The 22,157-nt window shown below is 60.4% G+C and carries 17 protein-coding genes and 1 riboswitch; of the genes, 1 reads left to right on the forward strand and 16 read right to left on the reverse strand.

Annotated features, from left to right (window positions below; genetic code table 11):
- Positions 1 to 188 precede the first annotated feature (188 nt).
- The 8 genes from glmM to K3J57_RS10200 all read right to left on the reverse strand — a co-directional run bounded on the left by glmM (position 189) and on the right by K3J57_RS10200 (position 10,794).
- On the reverse strand, positions 189 to 1,535 hold the full coding sequence (gene glmM, locus K3J57_RS10165) for a phosphoglucosamine mutase (protein WP_259795681.1): 1,347 nt from the start codon (positions 1,533 to 1,535) through the stop codon (positions 189 to 191).
- Positions 1,532 to 2,512 (reverse strand): dihydropteroate synthase, encoded by a 981-nt coding sequence (gene folP, locus K3J57_RS10170; protein WP_375542842.1) that lies wholly within the window; start codon positions 2,510 to 2,512, stop codon positions 1,532 to 1,534. The genes glmM and folP overlap by 4 nt, the downstream gene beginning before the upstream one ends.
- A gap of 26 nt (positions 2,513 to 2,538) precedes the next feature.
- Positions 2,539 to 3,408 carry a dihydroneopterin aldolase gene (locus tag K3J57_RS10175; protein ID WP_375542804.1) on the reverse strand — a complete coding sequence of 290 codons (870 nt, stop codon included), beginning with the start codon at positions 3,406 to 3,408 and terminating at the stop codon, positions 2,539 to 2,541.
- Positions 3,409 to 3,522: 114 nt separating this feature from the next.
- On the reverse strand, positions 3,523 to 4,236 hold the full coding sequence (locus K3J57_RS10180) for a cell wall hydrolase (RefSeq protein ID WP_259795683.1): 714 nt from the start codon (positions 4,234 to 4,236) through the stop codon (positions 3,523 to 3,525).
- 161 nt (positions 4,237 to 4,397) lie between these two features.
- Positions 4,398 to 6,947, reverse strand: a complete 2,550-nt coding sequence (gene ppdK, locus K3J57_RS10185; protein WP_259795685.1) for a pyruvate, phosphate dikinase — start codon at positions 6,945 to 6,947, stop codon at positions 4,398 to 4,400.
- 173 nt (positions 6,948 to 7,120) lie between these two features.
- Entirely contained in the window at positions 7,121 to 9,346 is a 2,226-nt protein-coding gene (gene glyS / locus K3J57_RS10190) for a glycine--tRNA ligase subunit beta (protein ID WP_259795687.1), read from the reverse strand.
- A gap of 14 nt (positions 9,347 to 9,360) precedes the next feature.
- A complete protein-coding gene (locus K3J57_RS10195) occupies positions 9,361 to 9,828 on the reverse strand; it encodes a DUF6446 family protein (RefSeq protein ID WP_259784294.1) in 468 nt (155 codons plus the stop codon).
- Positions 9,829 to 9,855: 27 nt separating this feature from the next.
- A complete protein-coding gene (locus K3J57_RS10200; protein ID WP_259774017.1) occupies positions 9,856 to 10,794 on the reverse strand; it encodes a glycine--tRNA ligase subunit alpha in 939 nt (312 codons plus the stop codon).
- 195 nt (positions 10,795 to 10,989) lie between these two features.
- Between K3J57_RS10200 and K3J57_RS10205 the strand changes: the two genes are divergently transcribed.
- Complete coding sequence (locus tag K3J57_RS10205; protein WP_259795689.1) at positions 10,990 to 12,795, forward strand: serine protease; 1,806 nt, start codon at positions 10,990 to 10,992, stop codon at positions 12,793 to 12,795.
- Positions 12,796 to 12,973: 178 nt separating this feature from the next.
- On the opposite strand, the gene K3J57_RS10210 is transcribed toward K3J57_RS10205, so the two are convergent.
- The 8 genes from K3J57_RS10210 to ftsY form a co-directional block, all read right to left on the reverse strand.
- Positions 12,974 to 14,587, reverse strand: a complete 1,614-nt coding sequence (locus K3J57_RS10210) for a 5-guanidino-2-oxopentanoate decarboxylase (RefSeq protein ID WP_259795691.1) — start codon at positions 14,585 to 14,587, stop codon at positions 12,974 to 12,976.
- Positions 14,588 to 14,620: 33 nt separating this feature from the next.
- Positions 14,621 to 16,069, reverse strand: a complete 1,449-nt coding sequence (locus tag K3J57_RS10215; protein ID WP_055189916.1) for a TrkH family potassium uptake protein — start codon at positions 16,067 to 16,069, stop codon at positions 14,621 to 14,623.
- A 112-nt stretch (positions 16,070 to 16,181) separates the two neighbouring features.
- Positions 16,182 to 16,424, reverse strand: coding sequence for a DUF1127 domain-containing protein (locus tag K3J57_RS10220; protein ID WP_259784302.1), 243 nt, complete (start codon positions 16,422 to 16,424; stop codon positions 16,182 to 16,184).
- A 240-nt stretch (positions 16,425 to 16,664) separates the two neighbouring features.
- Positions 16,665 to 17,771 carry a GTP cyclohydrolase FolE2 gene (folE2, locus tag K3J57_RS10225; RefSeq protein WP_259775662.1) on the reverse strand — a complete coding sequence of 369 codons (1,107 nt, stop codon included), beginning with the start codon at positions 17,769 to 17,771 and terminating at the stop codon, positions 16,665 to 16,667.
- 82 nt (positions 17,772 to 17,853) lie between these two features.
- Positions 17,854 to 19,032 carry an O-succinylhomoserine sulfhydrylase gene (gene metZ / locus K3J57_RS10230; protein WP_259795694.1) on the reverse strand — a complete coding sequence of 393 codons (1,179 nt, stop codon included), beginning with the start codon at positions 19,030 to 19,032 and terminating at the stop codon, positions 17,854 to 17,856.
- A gap of 64 nt (positions 19,033 to 19,096) precedes the next feature.
- A riboswitch (SAM riboswitch) is annotated at positions 19,097 to 19,176 on the reverse strand.
- Between the two features lie 92 nt (positions 19,177 to 19,268).
- The gene (locus K3J57_RS10235; protein WP_055189922.1) at positions 19,269 to 19,883 is read right to left on the reverse strand and encodes an inner membrane-spanning protein YciB; all 615 of its coding nucleotides are present in this window, start codon (positions 19,881 to 19,883) and stop codon (positions 19,269 to 19,271) included.
- 103 nt (positions 19,884 to 19,986) lie between these two features.
- Entirely contained in the window at positions 19,987 to 20,889 is a 903-nt protein-coding gene (locus K3J57_RS10240) for an EamA family transporter (protein ID WP_259794909.1), read from the reverse strand.
- A 57-nt stretch (positions 20,890 to 20,946) separates the two neighbouring features.
- Positions 20,947 to 22,128, reverse strand: a complete 1,182-nt coding sequence (gene ftsY / locus K3J57_RS10245; protein WP_259784315.1) for a signal recognition particle-docking protein FtsY — start codon at positions 22,126 to 22,128, stop codon at positions 20,947 to 20,949.
- Between the last annotated feature and the right edge of the window lie 29 nt (positions 22,129 to 22,157).

The raw sequence follows: 22,157 nt of genomic DNA on the forward strand, positions 1-22,157 counted from the left end.
ATTTTTACAAAGAAAAAGGCGGTGCATTGGGCACCATCTTTACATTTTCGAACATATGCGCGGGTAACCCCAAGATTAATGCGTTTCGGGATAAACTTGAGACACATGTTTATTCCGAAACGCCCACAACTTTGATTTCTTTTACAGCGTTTCGGTTTCCTCTTGCGTCAGGTTAAAGCCGAAACGCTTTAGGACACCGCGGCCTCAACCTCGGCAACGATCCCTTCGACCACCTCAGACAACAGCCCTTCATCCTCGCATTCCGCCATCACGCGGATCAGGGGTTCGGTCCCGGACTTGCGGATCAACAGCCGTCCCTTGCCCTCAAGCACGCCTTCCGCGTCCGAAATCGCGGCCTGAACGCTGGAGATTTCAAGGGGGGTCTGCCCGGCACCGTAGCGCACGTTTTTCAACAGTTGCGGCACGGTTTCAAACATCTGGCACAGCTCAGACGCAGGGCGTCCGGTCTCAACCATCGCGGCCAGAAACTGGATCCCGGCCAGCAGACCGTCACCGGTGGTGGCATAATCGCTCATCACGATATGGCCGGATTGTTCGCCGCCCAGATTATACCCACCCGCGCGCATTGCCTCGACCACGTGCCGGTCCCCGACCTTGGTGCGCAGAAGATCCAATCCTTGCCCCTGCAAAAACCGCTCCAGCCCGAGATTGGACATGACCGTTGCCACCAAAGTGCCCCCTTTGAGCATTCCCTGGCGCGCCCAATGACTGGCAAACATGGCCATGATCTGATCGCCATCTGCCACCCGGCCCGTCTCGTCGATGATCATGATCCGATCGGCATCTCCGTCCAGGCAGATCCCCAGATCCGCACCCGTCTCGATTACGGTTTTCGCCGCGAGCGCCGTGTCGGTCGATCCACAGCCCTTGTTGATGTTGGTCCCGTCAGGGGATACACCGACCGTCACGATATCGGCCCCCAGCTCCCAAAGCGCGTCTGGCGCGGTGCGATAGGCCGCCCCGTTGGCGCAATCCACCACGACCTTGATCCCGCTCAGGCGTTTTTGCGCGGGGAAGGTGGTTTTCAGATATTCGGTATAGCGCTGGCGCGCTTCTTCGATCCGCTTGGCCCGCCCGATATTTTGCGGCTGCACCGGATCCACACCAGCCTGCACCAGCCGCTCAATCTCGGCCTCATCCGCATCAGACAGTTTGAAGCCGTCGGGGCCAAAAAACTTGATCCCATTGTCGTGAAACGGGTTATGCGAGGCCGAAATCATGATCCCCAGATCTGCCCGCATCGAATGTGTCATGCGTCCAACCGCCGGTGTCGGCACCGGCCCCAGCAGCAGCACGTTCATACCGGTTGAGGTCAGCCCGGCGGTCAGGGCGTTTTCGATCATATACCCCGACAGGCGCGTGTCCTTACCGATGACAACCCGATGCCCGTTGGATCCGTCCCGGCGAAAATGTCGCCCGGCCGCAGCCCCCAGTTTCAGCGCCATTTCCGCCGTCATCGGCCAGCTATTGGCCAATCCACGCACCCCATCCGTGCCAAACAGTTTTTCCGTCACAACGCGTCCCTCGTCATCAATACGTTTTGCAATCGCAATGCCTGAGCCGTTTCCCGGACATCATGCACGCGAAGAATATGTGCACCCTGCCGGACCCCATCCAGGGCCACGGCGATAGAGCCGGGCGCGCGGTCTTTTGCCTCATCCGCCTGACCCAGCGCCCCGATGAAGCGCTTGCGCGACACACCCAGCAGGATCGGCAGTCCCAGATCATGTAGCAAGGCCAGCGCGCGCAGCAAAATCACATTGTGCTGCAGTGTTTTACCAAACCCAATTCCCGGATCGGTGATAATACGATCCCGGCGGATCCCCGCTGCCTCAGCCAGGGCAATCCGTGCTTCGAGATGTTCCAGCACCTCAAACGTGACATCCTCATACCGCGGGTCATCCTGCATGTTTTCAGGCAGCCCCTTGGCATGCATCAGGCACACGGGCACATCGCGTTCCGCAACGAGATGGGCAAGCTCCGGGTCAAATTCGAACGCCGAGACATCATTCACCATATCCGCCCCCGCCTCCAGCGCCGCCTCGGCCACTGCGGATTTGCGGGTATCGATTGAGATCGGCGTTGTGATGCCAGCATCCCGCAGGGCACGGATCACAGGCGCGGTGCGGCGGATTTCTTCCGCCACATCAACTTCCAGAGCACCGGGGCGAGTGCTTTCCCCTCCGATATCGAGGATATCCACATCCCCCTCCATCGCCCGCGCCCGTGCCACGGCGGCACTGACCGTGGCCAGATCCCCCCCGTCGGAAAAGCTGTCTGGGGTAACGTTCAGGATCCCCATCACACGCGGTCGATCCAGCGACAGTCCGGCAATTGCGGCACGCGGCGACGAGAGGCGGGCAAGCACCTCTTGCGGGCAATCGTCAAGCACCGTCACTCCTGACGCCCCCGTGCGGTCCCGCCACATCACCTGATCAAACCAGAGATCCGCAGACCCAGCGAGCGCGCGCCCGGAATACGGCGCGCCCATGCGTGGGATCGGTTGGTAGCGCCGGGTCACAGCGCGCGCTCCAACCCGTCTGGGTCTGAAATCTGGCAAGCGGATGCCGCTCCCAGCTCCTGCCCGAGCCACTCAAGCAGGGTTTCGGGCCTCAGCTCCGCCGGGCCATCAACCGCATCCATAACCATCTTGGTTGGGGCCCAGACAGAGATCTGTCCGTTTTTCATCCCCCAATCCAGCTCTGTTCGCGTCCCCACCGCCTTCATGCGCGGATCACGGGCCGCAAGCACGCAGGCGTTTTGCTCAATGGCCAGCAGGTTGATGCGGCGCTGGCTGGATGGGTCCTGAACCTGCGGGACAGGCCCCTCACCGGGGCCAACCAGCAGCACAACCGGGGCTGCGTCTTGTTCCCAGCGATCAAGGGCATTGGTCAGTCCGGGGGCAGCGATGGCCCCTGCCCGCAGATGGATCAGGCGCGGGCGGGGTGCCTCAGTTGGAGACGCGGCCTGTTGCCCGGTTCGGCCACGCACAATCTCAACCCCAAGATTGCCAGGCCCCCGGTCGAGCTTTTCGATCCGCACAAAGACGCGCAGCGGTTGCGGTTCGCGCAAAATCCGCTCAGCAATACGTTCCGCAAGGGTTTCCAGCAGGTTCAGCCGCTCCGCGGCAAGCTCACCCGTGATGGCTTCGGTCACCGCGTCATAGGACAGGATGTCATCCACGTCATCGGTTTGTGCGCCCGTGCTGGGGGCCACCTCGACCACAACCGAAAATCGAAGCCTCTGGGTGACGTCACGCTCCGCCTGAAAGGCGCCAATTTCAACCTTAACCGTATGATCCCGCACCGAGATCCGGTCTGGCGGGTTGGGGCCGCCCATCTCGATGGCGCGCGCTTCAAGCGGCTGAAAGGCTGTGCTGTTGTCCATAGCGGTGCTGATCCCATACTGCGCAAATGTTTTGCGCAATAATGCCTGAAAACGCCACCAAAAGACCAGCCGGTTCCGACAGGCCAAGGCGGGAAAGCGCACCCAGAAAAGGGATCAGTTGGACGACACGCGCACCGGCATCTTGTAAAAACGGTGCACGCCGATATTTGCGGTGCGCTCAAACCGTTTGGCCCATTTCGGGTTCACCGCCGTGGTGTGGTAATGGGTGGCGCCTTTGGTCAGGCTGCGCGGCGCGCCATCAATCATGGCCTTGGCCACTTTGCCGACATTTTCATAGGCTTTGGGTTCATGGATCACCTCGGCCCGCCCGTCGCAGGTATAGGTGAACTGGCACTGGTATTTCCGACCGGTCCCCTGATTGACCACGCCGCAGATCGAGTTCGGGAAACGGGCATGATCCACACGGTTCAGGATCACCTCAGCCACCGCAAACTGACCTTTCAAGCTTTCCCCGCGCGCCTCGAAGTAAAGCGCCTCGGTCAGGCATTGCCATTGATCCCCCCCGCGCGCCTTGGGCTGGGCGGCCAGCCATTTGCGAGTATAGCGATTGGCCGCGCCACTCGCGGATGGATCTGCGTCCAGACTGGCCAGTTTCTCAATCTGGTCTTCCGGCATGGCTTCCAGACCTGCGCGCTCTTTCTGAAACAGCTTGGTGAACAGCAGGACCATCGGGTTTTCATCCCCACTCGCTGCTCCAGTTTCGCGTCCGGCACCATCCGCATCGGCCATAAGGGACATAGGCGCGGCGGCCAGAACCGATCCGAGTGCGATCGCACGCAACAAGGTCGTTACATTGGTTTTCAGCATTTCGCCCACTCCAGTTCCACTAAGATCCATCCAGGATGGCCAGTTGACGAGGCGATTTACGCGAAAAACCCCTTCACGTCCAGTGCGACGAAATACCCCGCCCCACTGGTCGCTGTTTCATGCCGAGAAATTTATGCTGCACCGCAACATATTGTGGCTGGTCAGCCCCCTCCCCCCAGCTTGGCGGCAACCGCCAAATGCGCGGCCGCCAGCCGGGCGACGGGCACACGGAAGGGGGAACAGGACACATAAGAGAAGCCTTTGTCGCGGCAAAAGCGGATTGATTCGGGGTTACCGCCATGTTCACCACAAATCGAAAGGGTCAGATCCGGATCTTCTTCACGCCCCCTCTGCGCCCCGATTTCCAGAAGTTCACCCACCCCGTCCGTGTCGAGAACATGGAACGGATCCTCTTCAAAAACGCCTTGCCTGACATATTCCCCCATGAACCGCCCCGCATCATCGCGCGACAGACCATAGGTCATCTGGGTCAGGTCGTTGGTCCCGAAGGAGAGGAAATGCACATGTTTGGCGATTTCCCCCGCCTGCAGCGCGGCACGGGGCGTTTCAACCATCACCCCAAGCCGATAGGTGAATTCTTCGCCGCGCTCGATCCGAACCGCCGCTGCAACCGCATCAATGCGCGCCTTGACGATTTCCACCTCACGTTTGGCGGACACCAGCGGGATCATGATTTCCGGCACCACCGGCTTTCCAGATTTGGAGGCATCCAGCGTGGCTTCAAAGATGGCGCGGGCCTGCATATCGTAGATTTCCGGCACCGTGACCCCAAGGCGCACACCACGCATCCCCAGCATCGGGTTGAACTCCCGCAGGCCAGCCACGCGACGTTCCACCGCTGACATGCCAAGGTCCAAAGCCTCCGCCAGCTCACGGATCCCTTCACGACCATGCGGCAGGAACTCGTGCAGCGGCGGGTCAAACAGACGGATGCAGACCGGCAGCCCCTGCATGATCTCAAACAGTTCGGTGAAATCCGCCCGCTGCATCGGCAGCAGACGGGCAAGGGCCGCGCGCCGGTCTTCGGGTTGGTCCGCAAAGATCATCTCGCGCATGGCCAGCAGGCGATCATCGTCGAAAAACATGTGTTCCGTCCGGCAAAGGCCGATGCCCTCTGCCGCAAACATCCGTGCATTGCGCGCATCTGGCGGCGTGTCCGCATTGGTGCGCACACCGATGTCCCGAAACTCATCTGCCCAGGACATCAGGGTCTGAAAACTCTCGCCCAATTCGGGTGGCAACATGCCAACCGCCCCGAACAAGACCTCGCCCTTGGCGCCGTCAATGGTGATCACATCCCCTTCGCGCAGCTCGCGCCCCTGGGTGGAAATGATCTTTTTGTTCTTCTTTTCCAACGTCATACCGTTGGCCCCCACCACACAGGGCAGACCAAGACCGCGGGCAATCACCGCCGCATGGCTGGTGATGCCACCTCGGATGGTCAGGATCCCCCGGGCGGCATGCATACCGCGAATATCTTCGGGGCTGGTTTCCCGGCGCACCAGGATACAATCCTCGCCCTGCGCGGCCATGGCCTGGGCATCGCGGGCGGAAAAGACGATCTTACCGGTTGCGGCACCCGGGCTTGCGGCAATGCCCGACACAAACACGTCGCGCGCGCCTTCGGGATCGACCTGACTGTGCAGAAGTTCGGTCAGGGCGCGGGGGGGAATGCGCATCACCGCCTCTTCACGGGTGATGATCCCCTCTTTTGCCAACTGCACCGCGATACGCACATTGGCGCGTTCACTGCGGGCAACGCGCACCGCGTCGAGGATAAACAATTCCTCATTGTCGATGGTAAATTCGACCTCCATCTCCTCACGCAGCCGGGTCCGGCACAGGTCGCCGCAGTCCAGAAGCGCCTGGAACATTTCCGGCAAGACCTCTTCAATCGATCGACCGCGCGGGTCACGGGTCAGATACATCACATCGCGGTCATCCGCATCGGTCAGCGCATCGCGCCCCTGGCTTTTGCACAGGTAGCGCCCGCGCAGCTCTCGATGGCCGGTCTGGCCGTTCACGAACTGGATCACGCCGGAGCCACAGATATCGCGCCCAACCCCAAGCGCCATCTGCTGCACAACAAGGCCAAGCCCCGCATCCGCGGGCGCGCCTTTGGCTTCGCGCAAAAGCCGCGCCGTGGTGCCCTGCCAGGCCCGCGACATGGAGCGCAGCACCTCGGTCAGTTGCACTTTGGGGTCTTGCGGAAAATAGCTGTCCGTTTCTTCTTCATAAAGGTCGAGTGCTGCCTGAACCGTGTCAGCCGTGGGCTGCGAAAACTCATCAAATTCGTCCGGGTCCAGCCGCCAGACATGCACCGCATAGGCCTGGATAAAGCGCAGGTAAAGCGCGTGCGCTGCCATTTCCCCGTGTGTTTCCATGAGCTTGGCGTGAACCACGTCATTCATCCCGATATTCAGGATCGCACCGGGCCCGCCCCAGTCGGAATCTTCCGAGGACGGCCGCACCGAGACCAGAGGGTCGGAACCAAAGCGCGCCAGCATCGCATCCAGATCGGGCATTTCCCCGGCGGACACCGCCCGCACCGCGTCAAAAGACAGCGCCATGGTGCGCGGCACCGGCATATCGAGCCGGATCAGCCGTTGCAGGCATTTCGCCCGGCCACCATGTTGTGACACATGGATATCCGCCGTTGGGGTAATTTCCGTAAATCCGAGATCGCTCATAATTCTGCACCGCAGCAAGGGGTTTTGCTCAGCATAGCAAGGGCTGTGCATCACACAAGGGGCGTGGGTGTGGAAAAGGAGGAAAGGGGCGCTGCCCCTCGCGCTTCGCGCTCACCCCGAGATATTTGGGGCAAGAAAAAGGGCGCCGGATTTTGCGGCGCCCCCTTGTGGTTTTACCCTTCGACCCTGGTGAGGTCGGCCACCGAAAGGCAGATTTGCCGGATCCGCGACAGCAGGTTCAGGCGGTTGCGGCGGATAATTTCATTCTCGGTGTTGATCTGCACCGCCTCGAAGAAAGCATCAATGGGCGCGCGCAGGGCGGCCATCGAGGTCATGGCGGCGGCGAAATCTTCGGCCTGCATGGCCGGTTGGATCGCCGCCTCGGCGGTATCAAGGGCTGCGAAAAGGGCTTTTTCGCTGTCATCCTCAGCGAATTTCACATCCGCGCCGTAGGAATATTCCACCCCATCCTTTTCCTCGGCCTGGGTCAGGATGTTGTTGGCGCGTTTGAAGCCTTGCAGCAGGTTTTCACCGTCATCGGTCTTGAGCAGACCCGACAGGGCCTCGGCCCGTTTGACCAGCAAGGTAAGGTCATCATTGCCCGGCATGGCAAGGCAGGCGTCGATCACGTCGTGGCGGATGCCTTGGTCCTTCAAGTAGACCTTGAGGCGGTCGTGGAAGAAGGAGAGGAGATTGTCGGAAGTATCCGGCAGCGCTGCCTTCACCTCTTCCAGATGTTGGGTCAGGTCACCGTCAAAATGGTCAAGCACGGTGCGCAACGCAGCCCCGAACACCCCATGGTCCGCAATCTCGCGATCAAGATCCGCCAGCAGGGCGTTTCGCTGTGCGGCATCATCTTCCAGGGAAATTTCGTGACGCAGCAACTGCGCATCGAAAAGCTGATCGAGATTAACCCGCAACCCGTTTTCCAACACCAACCGAATGACCCCAAGGGCTGCACGGCGCAGCGCAAACGGGTCTTTTGACCCGGTGGGTTTTTCGTCGATGGCCCAGAACCCGGTCAGCGTGTCGAGCTTGTCGGCCAGTGCGACAGCCACCGAGGTGGGGGCCGAGGGCACATCATCGGACGGGCCCAGCGGCGAATAATGCTCGGTGGCGGCGTTGGCGACTTCCAGCGGGTGCCCCGCGGGACCAGCGTAATATTTACCCATCAAACCTTGCAGTTCGGGGAATTCATAGACCATTTCCGTGCTGAGATCGGCCTTGGCCCAGCGCGCGGCACGTTCCGCCAGATCGGCGTCAGCGCCGATGGTGGGAGCGATGGCGCGGGCGAGAGTTGCGATCCGGTCGATCCGCGCGGCCTGCGTGCCCAGCTTGTTGTGGAAGGTCACGTTGGTCAGGCTATCAAGCCATTTCTGCCCACCCGCTTCGGCTTCGCGAATGTCGTTTTCCCAGAAGAATTTCGCATCTGCCAGACGGGCAAACAGCACTTTTTGATTGCCTGCCAGAATGGTTGCGCCATTGTCGGCGGTCTCCACATTGGCGACGGTGATGAACTTCTCGATCCGGTCGGTTTTCGGGTTCTTGACCGAGAAGAACTTCTGGTGCTCGCGCATCGAGGTTTGCAGCACTTCGGGCGGCAGGGTGATGAAATCATCGGCAATATCGCCCATCAGCACGACGGGCCATTCCACCAGACCGGCCACTTCACGCAAAAGAGCGGTGTCTTCCACGATCTCCAACCCCTGTGCGAAAGCTGCGTTCTTGGCGTCTTCCCAGATATGATCTGCACGCTCCTGCGGGTCGAGAACCACCTTGGCGGATTTCAGCTTGGTGGCGTAATCTTCAAACCCGGTGACGGTGATTGTGCCCGGTGCCATGAAGCGATGCCCCTGGGTCGTGTCCCCCGAGCGGATCCCGTCAACCTCCATCGGCACCACGTCGGCACCGGCCTCATCGCTGAGGATACAAAGGATCGAATGCAGCGGGCGCACCCATTTCAAGCTGCCACTGCCCCAGCGCATCGACTTGGGCCAGGGGAAGTTGCGGATGGTTTTTTCCAGCACCTCGGCAATGATCTCAGCCGCCGGGCGGCCCTTGTTTTCGATCATTGCAAAATAGACCGGCCCTTTCGGCGTGTCGCGTTCCACCAGCTGATCACGGGTCAGGCCCGCACCACGCAGGAAGCCCTCAATCGCCTTGTCCGGCGCGCCCACCTTGGGGCCCTTGCGTTCTTCGCGCGTGTCAGGCGAGGCGGCAAGCAGACCGTCAATCGCCAGCGTCAGGCGACGCGGCGTGGACAGCGCATGGGCGCCAGCATAGGTCAGACCGGCCTCGACCAGACCGTCAGTCACGAGTTTCTTCAGATCCTGGGCCGCGCGGGTTTGCATCCGGGCGGGGATTTCTTCGGAGAAGAGTTCAATCAGCAGGTCAGGCATTGGGTCTCGCCCTTTTAGTCGTCATATTTTTCGTTCAGTTGATGCCAGGTATAGCCCCGGCCATCGGGAAAGATGGCAATCACGCGATCGACGCCATCCTTGATATTTTTCTCGCCCAGAAACGCGATCGCATCGCCCTCTTCCAGCGCGTAGCCAATCGCCTGGGCGTCGAAACAGTCAAACCAGCCGGGGGCCACAAGCGGCGTCGCACGGTCGTAAACCTCGAAGGTTTCGGTCAGCATGGCCAGCGACATGGTGGTGGTGAAACAGCCCCGAAAGCGCAGCGGAGAGCTGTCGCTGTCAATCCCGTCAAACTGGTCATAGATCACCGTTTCAGGCTGGCCGGTGACCACATTGATCATCCGCAATTCCGTATCCGCCGCGGCAGGTTCATAGAACGCGTAAAGCTGGGTGTAATAGACCACAGCCCCAAAAATGAGGGAGGATGCGATAATCATGATACCAAGAAGTTTTCCGCTCATTTGCCTTTTGCCGCCTGTCCCGCAGGATTACGCCTGATCCGCCACATATCCACCGGCGCCGGTCTGCACAAAGGCATCGGCGCAAAGCTTTGCCAGCGCACGGACGCGGCCAATGTAAGCCTGACGTTCGGTGACCGAGATCACCCCGCGCGCGTCAAGCAGGTTAAAGAGGTGCGAGGCTTTGATGCACTGGTCATAAGCCGGGTGGGCCATGATAATGCGCTTGCCGGTCTTGGGGTCGATATGCTCCTGATCGAGGATCTTCTGGCACTCGACCTCGGCCTCTTCGAATTGCTTGAGCAGCACATCCGTATTGGCAATATCAAAGTTCCAGCGGGCGTATTCTTCTTCGGTCTGCTTGAACACGTCGCCATAGCTCAGCGGGATCAGCGCATCGGGGGCGTTGAACGGCATGTCCATCACGTGATCGACGCCCAGAATATACATTGCCAGACGCTCCAGACCATAGGTCAGCTCCCCCGAGACGGGTTTGCAATCATGACCACCAACCTGCTGGAAATAGGTGAACTGGCTGACTTCCATCCCGTCGCACCAGACCTCCCAGCCCAGCCCCCAAGCGCCCAGCGTCGGGCTTTCCCAGTCATCCTCGACAAAGCGGATGTCATGCATCGCCATATCAACGCCGATTGCCTCAAGGCTACCCAGATAGAGCTCTTGCAGATTGGGCGGGCTGGGTTTGATCAGCACCTGATACTGATAGTAATGCTGCAACCGGTTCGGGTTTTCACCATACCGCCCATCAGTCGGACGGCGGGAGGGCTGCACATAGGCGGCCGCCCAGGGTTTTGATCCCAACGAGCGCAGCGTGGTCGCCGGGTGAAACGTGCCCGCACCAACTTCCATGTCATAAGGCTGCATCACTGCACAGCCCTTTTGCGCCCAGTAATTCTGAAGCCGCAGGATGATTTCCTGAAAGCTCTGCGGTTTCGTGTCAGCTTGGCCCATATCCGTCGCCCATCAGATCAATTCAACTTGGCCCCTCAATAGGCATTGGGCCACACAGGGTCAATCTTGCATCGGACATTGCATCCCGGTTATTGACCTATCCCCGCCGGGTTGTGTTACTTGCCACAAGCAAATTCAATAAAGCCGTTTGCGACCGCCCCAAACACAGCGGCGCCCCAAGGCCAACGAGGACCCATGAAAACTCTTTTCACTTCAGTCATGATTGCCGGCAGTACAGCCCTGACGACCCTTCCCCTTGCCCCGACCATTGCCCAGGCCCAGGCCCTTTCCCAGGCCACGCAGAACCAAAACGCGATATGGATCCAGATCGAAGCCCATCCCAGCCTGCGCGAAGCCAAAGAGCGGGTGCGCGGTTATGCCGGTCAGATAGACGGGGTGAACGGATTTCGTGTGGGCGGCAACTGGTATGCAATTGTTCTGGGGCCCTACACACAGGCAGCGGCAGATCTTCAGCTGCGCAACCTGCGACGCCAGGGGGTCATCCCCAGCGACAGTTTCCTTGTGCGGTCGCGTGATCTGCGCCAGCAATTCTGGCCGGTCGGCCTGAGCGCCACCTCGCAGACCCCTCCTGCCAGCCTGCCCACACCAGACACCGCCCCCACAACCGAGGCCACTGCCCCGGCGACCCCGGCCCTGCCCTCGACCCTTCCCGATGAAACGAAGCGCGAAGCACAGGTGAGCGAACAACGTCTGACCCGGGACGAGCGGATGGATCTGCAACGGGCGTTGCAATTTGCGGGGTTCTACTCCTCGGGCATTGATGGCGCTTTTGGACGCGGGACCCGTCGCTCGATGGCCGCATGGCAGGAGGCGCGCGGGTATGAACCCACTGGCATCCTGACCACCCGGCAACGCGCCGCCGTGATGGCCGAACGCCAGACCGTGCTCGACAGCATCGGCCTTGCCGACCATGAAGACAAAGAAGCCGGCATCAGCATTTCGCTGCCAAAGGCGGTGGTGAGTTTTGACCGCTATGAAGCCCCTTTTGCCCATTTCAAAACCCGCGACGGAAGTGCCGCAAAGGTGGTTCTGATCAGTCAGTCCGGCAATCAGGACACACTGTTTGGCCTATACGACATCCTGCAAACCCTTGAAATCGTGCCCGAAGATGGGCCGCGTAAACGCAAGGACCGGGAGTTCACCCTGCAAGGGGAAAACGCCGAGATCATCTCGCATACCTATGCGAAACTGGTTGATGGAAGTGTAAAGGGCTTTACGCTGGTCTGGCCCAAAGGGGATGAGAAACGCCGTCAGCTGGTGCTGAACGAAATGCTGCAGAGCTTCCGTTCGCTCGGGGAAACAGCGCTTGCTGACAATGCCGGTCTGGAGGCCGCGGTGCAGGATATCGACCTGCTGTCCGGGCTGGAAATCCGACGCGCCGACACATCCCGGTCGGGATTTTTCGTGGATCAAACCGGCATGATCGTGACCACTGCCGACGCGGTTGCAGGGTGCCGCCGGATCTCGGTCGATGACGCCTATGATGCCACCGTTCTGGCACAGGATGCGGTCGCCGGGCTGGCCCTTCTGAAACCCGAAAGTGCGCAGGCCCCGCAGGCCGTGGCCGCGTTTCTGACCTCACAACCGCGTCTGGGCAGCGATATTGCCGTGGCCGGTTACTCCTATGAGGGGCGGCTGGGCAGCCCAAGCACAAGCTTTGGCACCCTGTCGGACCTCGCAGGGCTGAACGGGCAGCCCCACCTGAACCGTCTGGCTGTCCGCACCCTTCCCGGAGACACCGGAGGACCCGTTCTTGACGCGGGAGGTGCGGTGATGGGAATGCTGCTTCCGCGCGATGACAGCACGGGGCGCAGCCTTCCAGAGGATGTTCAGTTTGCGCTGGATGCCGGTTCCGTGGCCGAGTTCCTGGCCGCCAACGGCGTGACCCCGCAGGCCACCGACGCGCTGGCCTCTATGGATCCGGTCGACATCTCCGCGCTTGCGTCAGATATGACGGTTCTGGTCAACTGTTGGAAATAACACCTGACACCTGACAAACATGAAAACCCCCGGCCATTTGGAGCGGGGGTTTTTGGTGGCGCACTGCGCGCCCCTGAAGGGCACTGCCCCTCGCCTTTTCAAAGCAGGGCGGCACCCGGCCTTCCGCGGCCCCCGCGACGTTTGTGACCAGAAAATTTGTGACCGGAAAAACGACGGGTCAGCCCCGGAGCACCTCGGGGGTCACATGGATCAGGGTCGGACCATCCGCAGTGAAGGCGGCATTTACGGTTTCAATCAAGGCCGCCAGAGAGCCGGGCTTTTCGGCAAACGCACCATAGGCTCGGGCAAGGGCGCAGAAATCGGGGTTGCGGACACTCACCGAACCGGGGGCAATCTGACGCCCAACCATGCAATCCTCGATTTCCTTCAGCTTTTCGTTGTCCCAAAGCAGAATTGGCAATGCGAGCCCCAGCTCAACCGCGACCCCAAGTTCCTGCAGGGTGAACTGAAACCCGTAATCCCCTGCAATCGCCAGCACAGGCAGATCCGGTCGCCCAATTTTGCCCCCGATCGCGGCGGGCAGCGCATAGCCCAGCGCCCCAAAGCCCGACGGGTGGTGCCAGTGGCCGGGGCGGTCCAGCGGCCAGACCTCATTGGCGACATAGGCAAACTGGGTCATATCCGAAAAGATCATGGTCTCGTCAGGAATGGCAGGGCCAAGCCGTTCACAGATGGGCAGGATATCCGGTCGTTCCTGATCCGCTTCGAGGTGAAACCGCGCCCGGGCCTGGATCACTTCGGCCTGGCTCCAATCTGTCGAGCGTTTGGACTGACCGTCCAGAAGCGCCCGCAGATCTTCGAGGAACGGCCCCGCATCCCCCAGGACCGGCAGGTCGGCGCAGTGGTCATCCGCCAGCACCATGGGATCCAGATCCACCCGGATCATCGGGGCCTCATGGCCCAGCCTGTCCCGCCACAGATCCGTTTCGCTAAGTTCCGTGCCCACCGCGACAATCAGATCGGCCTTTGCGATCTCCTGCACACTGTCCGGGCGCGGCAGGATCGGGCCATAGGCAAGAGGGGCATTGTCCGCGATCACCCCATGTCCCGCAACGGTGCAGATGCTGGCGGCCCCGGTCAGTTCTACCAATGCGCGCGCCGCATCGGCGCCTTCAATGGCCCCGCCACCAAAGATGAAAAGCGGTCGTTCCGCCCCCAGCAGCCATTCCGCCACGGCGGCAACCTGTTCAGGAGGGGCCAGCGGCCGGGCGGGCAAAACCCCGGTTTCCGGGGCCTGGGCGGTTCTTCTGGACAGAGCCTTCACCGGGATCTGAATATGTTTCGGTCTGGGTCGGCGGGTGGCAAACTCCATCATCGCGCGATCAATCAGGCGATAGGCAGAGGGGGCATCCATCGCCGTATGTGACCAGTCGCAGACGGTGGCAGCGGCGGCCTCCTGATCCTTCATTTCATGCAGACGCCCGCGCCCCATACCCAGATCCTCAGGGTGCAGGCAGGACGAGATTGCCAGCACCGGCACACTGTCGGAATAGGACTGTCCCAAAGCCGTCATCGCATTGCACAGCCCCGGCCCGGTGATCAGGTAACAGACCCCCGGCTGGCCGGTTGCACGCGCATAGCCATCTGCCATGAAGCCTGCGCCCTGTTCGTGGCGGGCCAGAACAGGGGTAATGCCAGCCTCATCAAGCCCCCGATACATCTCGATATTATGCACCCCCGGGATGGCAAAGATCACCTCGACCCCACGTGATTTCAACATGTGGGAGATCTGCGCGCCCAGTGGTTTCTCAAGGGTTGAGTTGCGACTCATGCGGTATCCTCCGGCCGGTCCACACGTGGGACCTCAGCCTCTCCAGAATTGCGGTGTGAACAAGACAAAAACGGCCAGCAGTTCCAGCCGGCCAATCAGCATCGTGATTGCCAGCACCCATTTTGCGACATCATTCAGGCCCGAGAAATTGCCCGACGGCCCGATCTGGTCGCCCAGCCCCGGCCCGATATTGGCCACGGCGGTGGCCGCACCGGAAACCGATGTGATGAAATCCAGCCCGGTCAGGCCCAGCAGGATCGACACGATCCCCAAGGTCACGACAAAAAAGACAAAAAAGCTCATCACTGACGAAAGCACCTCTTCATCCACGCGTTTGCCCGCGTAACGCGGGGAAAACAGCCCGTGGGGGGAGTGGATGGACCGGATCTGGGCCTTGATCGAGGAAATCAGCAACTGGTAGCGGAAGATCTTGACCGAACAGGCGGTGGACCCTGCGCATCCCCCGATCAGCCCGAGAAAGAAAAACGCCACCACGGGGAAGGTGCCCCAGAGCTGGTAATCCACCGAGGCGTAGCCCGTACCGCTGATAATCGAGGTCACATTGAAGATCCCTTCGCGAAAGCCGTGCTCCATATGGTCGCCATTGGCAAACAGGCGGTAAAGCGTCATCACGATGGTGATCAGAAAAATCGTGGCAAGATAGGCGCGGACCTGCGTGTCGCGCAGGATCGGTTTTGCGGTGCCGGACACCAGCTGGATGTAGCGCACAAAGGGCAGGCTCGCGAGGATCATGAAAACCGAGGCCACATATTCCGCCACCCCCTGAAACGCCCCGAAAGACGCATCGCGGGTCGAAAACCCGCCGGTCGAAATCGTGGTCATTGCGTGGACAACCGCATCAAAGGTGTCCATCCCCACCGCCAGGTAACTTAATACGCAGGCAATGGTCAGACTGATATAGATCCATGAGATCCGGCCGGAAATTTCCGCCGCGCGGGGCAGGACTTTTCCCATTGTGTCAAAAGCCTCGGAGCGGAAGATCTGCATTCCACCCACGCGCAGCTCGGGCAGGAACACCATGGCCACAACAATGATGCCGATGCCGCCGAACCATTGCAGCAGCCCCCGCCAGAACAGGATCCCGCGCGGCATGTCATCAAGACCGGAAAACACCGTTGCCCCGGTTGTGGTCAGGCCCGACATGGCCTCAAAAAACGCATCCACGGGCCGTGCGTCCAGTTCGGACAACATGAAGGGAAGCGCCCCGAACATGGGCAGGGCCAGCCAGACACCGGTGGTCAGCAGAAAGGTCTGCTGGATCGACAGCCCGCGCCCCACCCCATTGGCCGAGGCCAGCGCCATAGAGCCGCCCACAAGCATGGTCAGAAGGGCGCTTTCCAGAAACACCAGCCAGTCAGCACTGCCATAATGCAGGTCAATCCCCATCGGGATCAGCATGGAAAAGCCAAGCGCCAGAAGCAAAAGGCCGGTCACATAGGCCACGGGACGAAGGTCAAACATGGGCGCAGGGTTGGCCTTGCGACGCCCGGGTGTCAAGCGTGAAGCACGGGGCAGGACCCGACAAACGGCACCAAACCCTTGCTGCAGTCCGGAGGGACCGCAGGATCTGGGTTCAGATGTGACTACAGCTTCTGAGCACCGCCTGAGGGATGTCGGCACGGGTCAGGCCCATCTGCGCCAGCTCTGCATCCGATTTCGCCTCAAGAGCACGGATCTTGCGGGCAAAGGGCATCTGGCTGGCGTGCTGTTCCATCGCCTGGAAAAAACCGTCCAGCCAACGGGAAACCGCTGCGCGCAGGGTCGATTTTGCGCCGGTGAAGTGAAAACTGTTCGAATGTGCCGTCTGCATTGCCATTTGGAAACCTCACCTTCATTGGTTCCTCCCCTAAGGCGCTTTGGGGTAACCTTGAACCACTTGCCTATGCCGAAACGCCCACGACATTGATATCCCTTGCGGCGCGGCGCCTTTCCCTGTCTCAGGTGAGAGGCGACACGCTTTGAGCGGGGACATAGGTCAGTTCGCCCGACACGGCCACCCCACAGCACCGCAACCCCGCCATGCAGCGGGCGCAACCTTGTGCAAATACGGGATAATTCAGCCGACGTGGAACAGGGTGGAAAAGAGTTTCGGATCCAGCGATTGCGCCTCGAACGTCTCTCCTTCCGTCAGGATCGAGACGGCATCGTGGCTATGCAGGCTTTCCTGATGACTGGCCACAACGCGGAAATCACCGATCCGGGGATCAAGCTGTAGTTGCTCACAAAACAGCCGGGTCGCATCCTCAACAAAAATCGGATTGGCCGCGTTCAGCTCGGCAAAGGCCTGTTCATCTTCGCGTTTCACCATCACCTGTGTCTCGGTCGGCACCGCAATGCGGCACATGTCGATCAGATCCTCGAACCAGAGCGTATTGCCCGGCTGATGGATTTTCTCGACCGAAATCCGCGCCACGGATCGCTGCGAATGCGGCGTGGCGAGCTGACCGCGCGACTGGCGCGCATGTTCGGACAGCTCCAGCGAACAGGGGCAGGTCGAAGAATAGACATAATCGAGATGCAGGAACTTGCGACGCTTGCCGTGATGTTCAAACAGCTCCAGCGCAATGTCGTAATATTGGTATCCCATCAGGCCAGAGCGCAGGCTTTCCACCTTGGCAGGATAGGAAAAGCGCATCTCGATCCGCGCATCCAGGCTTTCCAGATCCGCCTTGTAGTCATCCAGCGCATGTTCGATCACGTCAAAGCTGAAGGTCTTCTCCGCGTGGGCATAGAAGCTGCGCATGATGCGCGACATGTTGATGCCCTTCTTGCCGGCCTCAAGGCTGACCGTGCCGGTCACCGAGGTTTCCAGCGTAAGGTCAGAACCGTCGCGGGTGTGATAGCGGATTGGCAGGCGGAAATTGGAAATGCCCACGTGCTGAATATGCCGTTTGGCGCCCTGAATCAGGCTGGCCGGTCCGTTCTGCAGGTCAGGCATAGAGGCCTTGTAATCCGCATCAGGGGTGAACTCGTCCGGGTATGTACGGCTGAGCGCGGGATAGTTTGACACCTCGCCCCCCGGCAGAAGACGGGCAATCGAGGGGTCAAGTGCGGCAACCTCAACCGGATCCGCAGCCTCGGCCCACGCGCGTAAAGTGGCCAGCGCCTCTTCGGCGCTCGCCCGATCAACATTGTTTTTCGATCCGCGTTTCATCTGATTCATCGCGGCCCCCGCATCTATCGCACGCCTAAGTCTAACCGTTCTGCCACTAAAATGCCAAACCGGCAGGGCAGGATGCGACAAATCAGACCGCGTTTAAGCCACGTTCAAGGTCGGCAATCAGGTCGTCCACGTCTTCCAGACCGATGGACAGGCGCACCAGCCCGTCGGAAATGCCCAGCATATCCTTTTGTTCCTGCGGCAGACGCTGGTGGGTTGTTGTGGCCGGATGGGTGGCGATGGATTTTGCGTCCGCAAAGTTGTTCGAGATGATGAAGATATCCAACACGTTGAGGAAGCGGAAACACGCCTCTTTGCCGCCTTTCACCTCAATCGCCAGCACGGTACCGCCCGAAGGGGATTGTTCCATCGCAATTGCGTGTTGCGGGTGCGAGGGGTGCTGCGGATAGCTCATCCGGCTGAGTTTCGGGTGATCCGCAAGCGCCTCGGCCACCTGCATGGCGGCAGCGGCCTGTGCGCGCACGCGCAGGTCCAGCGTCTCAAGCGCCTTTAGATGGGTCCAGGCGGCAAACGGGTTGATCGCGCCCCCGGTGTGTTTCACGTAGGTCTCAATCGGGCCACGGATCAGTTCGCGCGAACCGCAAATGGCCCCGCCGAGCATCCGCCCCTGCCCGTCCACATGTTTCGTGGTGGAATAAACCACCAGATCCGCCCCCAGTTTGGCGGCGTAGGAGAAGACCGGGGTGGGCATGGCATTGTCCACCACAACCAGCGCGCCATTCGCATGGGCCAGCTTGATCACATGGGCGAGATCAATCACTTCCAGGGTTGGGTTGGAAATGGCTTCAAGGAACACCACCTTGGTGTCGGGACGAATGGCGGCCTCCCATTCGGCATTATCCGTGCCGTCGACCAGCGTGATTTCGACCCCAAAGCGGCCCAGCACATCTTCGAGCACATAAAGGCAGGACCCAAACAGCGCGCGTGAGGACACCACGTGGTCGCCCGCCTTGGTCAGCGCCATCAGGGCACCATTGACGGCGGCCATGCCGGAGGCACAGGCGAAGGCGTCTTCCGTGCCTTCGATCGCCGCAATCCGGTCCTCGAACATGCGGTTGGTGGGGTTGCCGTAGCGGGCATAGATGAACTCGTCCGGGCCACTTTCGATAAAGCGCGCCTCAGCAGCCTCGGCCGTGTCATAGACAAAGGCCTGGGTCATGAACATCGCCTCGGAGAGCTCGTTATACTGGCTGCGACGGCTGCCGCCATGCACGGCCTCGGTGCGTTTTCCCCATTTTGTCATCGCGTGTTCCTTTCACACAATAAAGCCCCCACCGCTGATAAGCGTCGGGGGCTGACACGGCATCCGCCTTCATTCCCTGACCTCTTTAGCAGAATTATTTTACGTGGCCCGCAATCCGGTGAACAAATCGCCACGCAGGTTCCCTAACGGCTGGGGCATTTTTCGTCAAGGGGCTCTGCCCCTCGCGCGTTGCGCTCACCCCGGGATATTTGCGGCAAGAGGAAGGGGGCGGCAGATTATGTGCCGCTGTTTTCTTCATCCGTGCCATAGCGTTTGAACAACCCGCTTTGGGTGGCGAAAAAGGCGATGGTGCCCAGGGGCAGGCCGAAGGTTTTGAAATTGACCCAGGCATCGGTGGACATCATGCGCCAGATCACCTCATTGGCGACGGCAAGCCCGAGGAAAAACAGGGCCAGACGCTTGGTAAGGATCATCCACCCCTCGCGCTCAAGTGGCAGGGCGGCATCAAGCACGCTTTCCAGATAGCTTTGCCCACGCATCAGGCCAAATCCAAGGATACCGGCAAAGAGCAGGTAGATGATGGTAGGTTTCATCTTGAAGAACCGTTCATCATTGAACCAGATCGACAGGCCCCCGAAGACAACCACCAGCACCAGCGTGACGATCTGCATCTTTGACAGGTGGCCGGTGAGTTTCCACATGGCGAGCGTGGCCGCGATCAAAACCGGAATGAACAGGGCCGTTACGGCGACAAAGCCGGAATACTCGGTGCCCGCGACCAGAAAACTTTGGTCCTTGAGGAAGGTATAGGCCACGAAGAACAGAACAATCGGCCCATATTCCAACGCGGTTTTCAGGGTTGGGTTCACGGGGGGCGTCGGGTCGGTCATGGGGCCTGGTCCTGTTTGTGGTCTTTTGGGGAATGTGAGGGGCGGTGGCGCGGATGGCAAGTGCTGGGAGGGTAATTTCCCGTGATCCGGGGGAGGGAGGCCTTTATCCACCCATCTCCACCAACACGGCGCCCGCGGCAATCAACGCCATCATGAACACGCGACGCGGGCCGACCTTTTCTTTGAGAACCACCCATCCGATCAGCGCAGCAAAGACGGTGGAGGTTTCGCGCAGCACCGCCGCTTCGCCCACCTTGTCCAGCCGCGTGGCCAGCATGATTGATCCGAAGCTGGCATAGGCAATGAAGGCGCCCAGCACACCTCTCCCCATGAGCGGGGCCAGCGCGGGGCGATTTGGCATGTTCCACCAGCGGATCCCGGCAATCACCGGCATGAAGAACCCGTCGATAAAGAAGAACCACGCGAGGAAGGTGAACGGATCGGCGGTGGCGCGGATCCCGTAGGCGTCGATTGTGGTATAGCCCGCCACGAACAACCCGGTCACCACGGCCATCGCAAGTGCCGGTTTGAGCTGCGCGCGGCCCAATTGCCAATGTCTGAGATTATACCAGCCCAGCGCATAGATCCCGGCCAGAAGGACAAATACGCCGAGCCATTGCACCGCCGAGTAGCTTTCCCCGAACACAATCCCCGCCCCCAGCACGGTAAAGAGCGGCCCGGTGCCGCGCACCACCGGATAGACAACTGTATAGGAGCCCAGCACATAGGTGTAGCTTTGCGCAAGCTTATAGCCCACATGGACAAGCCAGATCACGGCAAAGAGCGGCCACATATGCGGTTCTGGCCAGGGCACAACGAAAAGTGCGAAGGGGGCGGCGATCAGGCCATAAGACAGGTCAATTGCGCCGCGCGAAAGCCAGGGGTCATGGCGCCCTTTCTGCAATGCGCCAAAGAGCGCATGCAGGAACGCAGCCATCAGCGCAAGCCCCAGGGCAAGATTGTGCCCGGCCTCCGTTCCTTCGAGAGAGATCAGCCAGTTGCTCATGTTCTGCACTGGGGGCGCTGCCCCCATACCCCCGGGATATTTAAGGCAAGAGGAAGATCAGTTGCGAATACCGATCAGGGCGTTGGCGAACTCTTCGGGATCAAACGGGGCGAGGTCGTCGATCTGTTCCCCCACGCCAATCGCGTGAATTGGCAGAGCAAACTTATCTGCCAGCGCCACCAGAACGCCCCCTTTTGCGGTGCCGTCCAGCTTGGTCATGACAAGGCCTGAGACATCGGCGAGCTTTTGGAACGTTTCGACCTGGCTGAGCGCGTTTTGCCCGGTGGTCGCGTCGAGCACAAGCAGGGTGTTATGCGGTGCGGTGTCGTCTTTTTTCTTGATCACCCGCACAATCTTGGCCAGCTCCTCCATCAGGTCGGTGCGGTTTTGCAGACGCCCCGCCGTGTCGATCATCAGAAGGTCGGCGCCGTCGGCTTCGGCTTTGGTCATCGCGTCAAATGCCAAGGAGGCGGGATCGGAGCCTTCGGGCGCGGTCAGCACGGGAACGCCAGCGCGATCGCCCCAGACCTGGAGCTGTTCGACCGCGGCTGCGCGGAACGTATCACCTGCGGCAATCACCACCTTTTTGCCGGCTGCGGTAAACTGGCTGGCAAGTTTGCCGATTGTGGTGGTTTTGCCGGCGCCATTCACCCCCACCACCAGCACCACCTGCGGGCGTTTGGGATAGATCGGCAGCGGCACGGCGACCGGATCCATGATCCGGGCGACTTCACCAGCCAGCACGGACTTGATCTCGTCCACCGACAGTTTCTTGCCAAAATGAGAGGCGGAAATATTGGCGGTTACACGCATGGCGGTGTCGACGCCCATATCAGACGTGATCATCAGGTCTTCGAGCTCTTCCAGCATGTCATCATCCACCATGCGGCGGGTGACGGTGCCCGCGGCAGAGGAGGAGCGGCCCAGCATCCGACCGATGAGGCCGGGTTTATTGACGGGTTCGCTGGCGGGTTTCGCTTCGCTCTCAGGCTGGGCCGTCGAGGCGGCCACGGCGGGTTCCGGTTCCGCGTCAACCACCGGGTCCGGTGTTGCTTCCGGGGTTTGCTGGCCCGGCTCAGGGGCAGGTTCGGGAGCGGGATCTGTTTGAACGGGCAGTTCTGCGGCAACATCCGCAACCACATCTTCCTCGCCGCCCTCATCAACAATGGCTTCCAACCCCTGTTCCAGTTTGGACGAGGATTTGAACAACCGATCCTTGAGCTTTGAGAAAAACGCCATGACTGCCTCCGCTTGCTTTCCCTCACCTA

It is taken from the genome of Aliiroseovarius crassostreae (assembly GCF_025137635.1).
Classification (GTDB): Bacteria; Pseudomonadota; Alphaproteobacteria; order Rhodobacterales; family Rhodobacteraceae; genus Aliiroseovarius; species Aliiroseovarius crassostreae.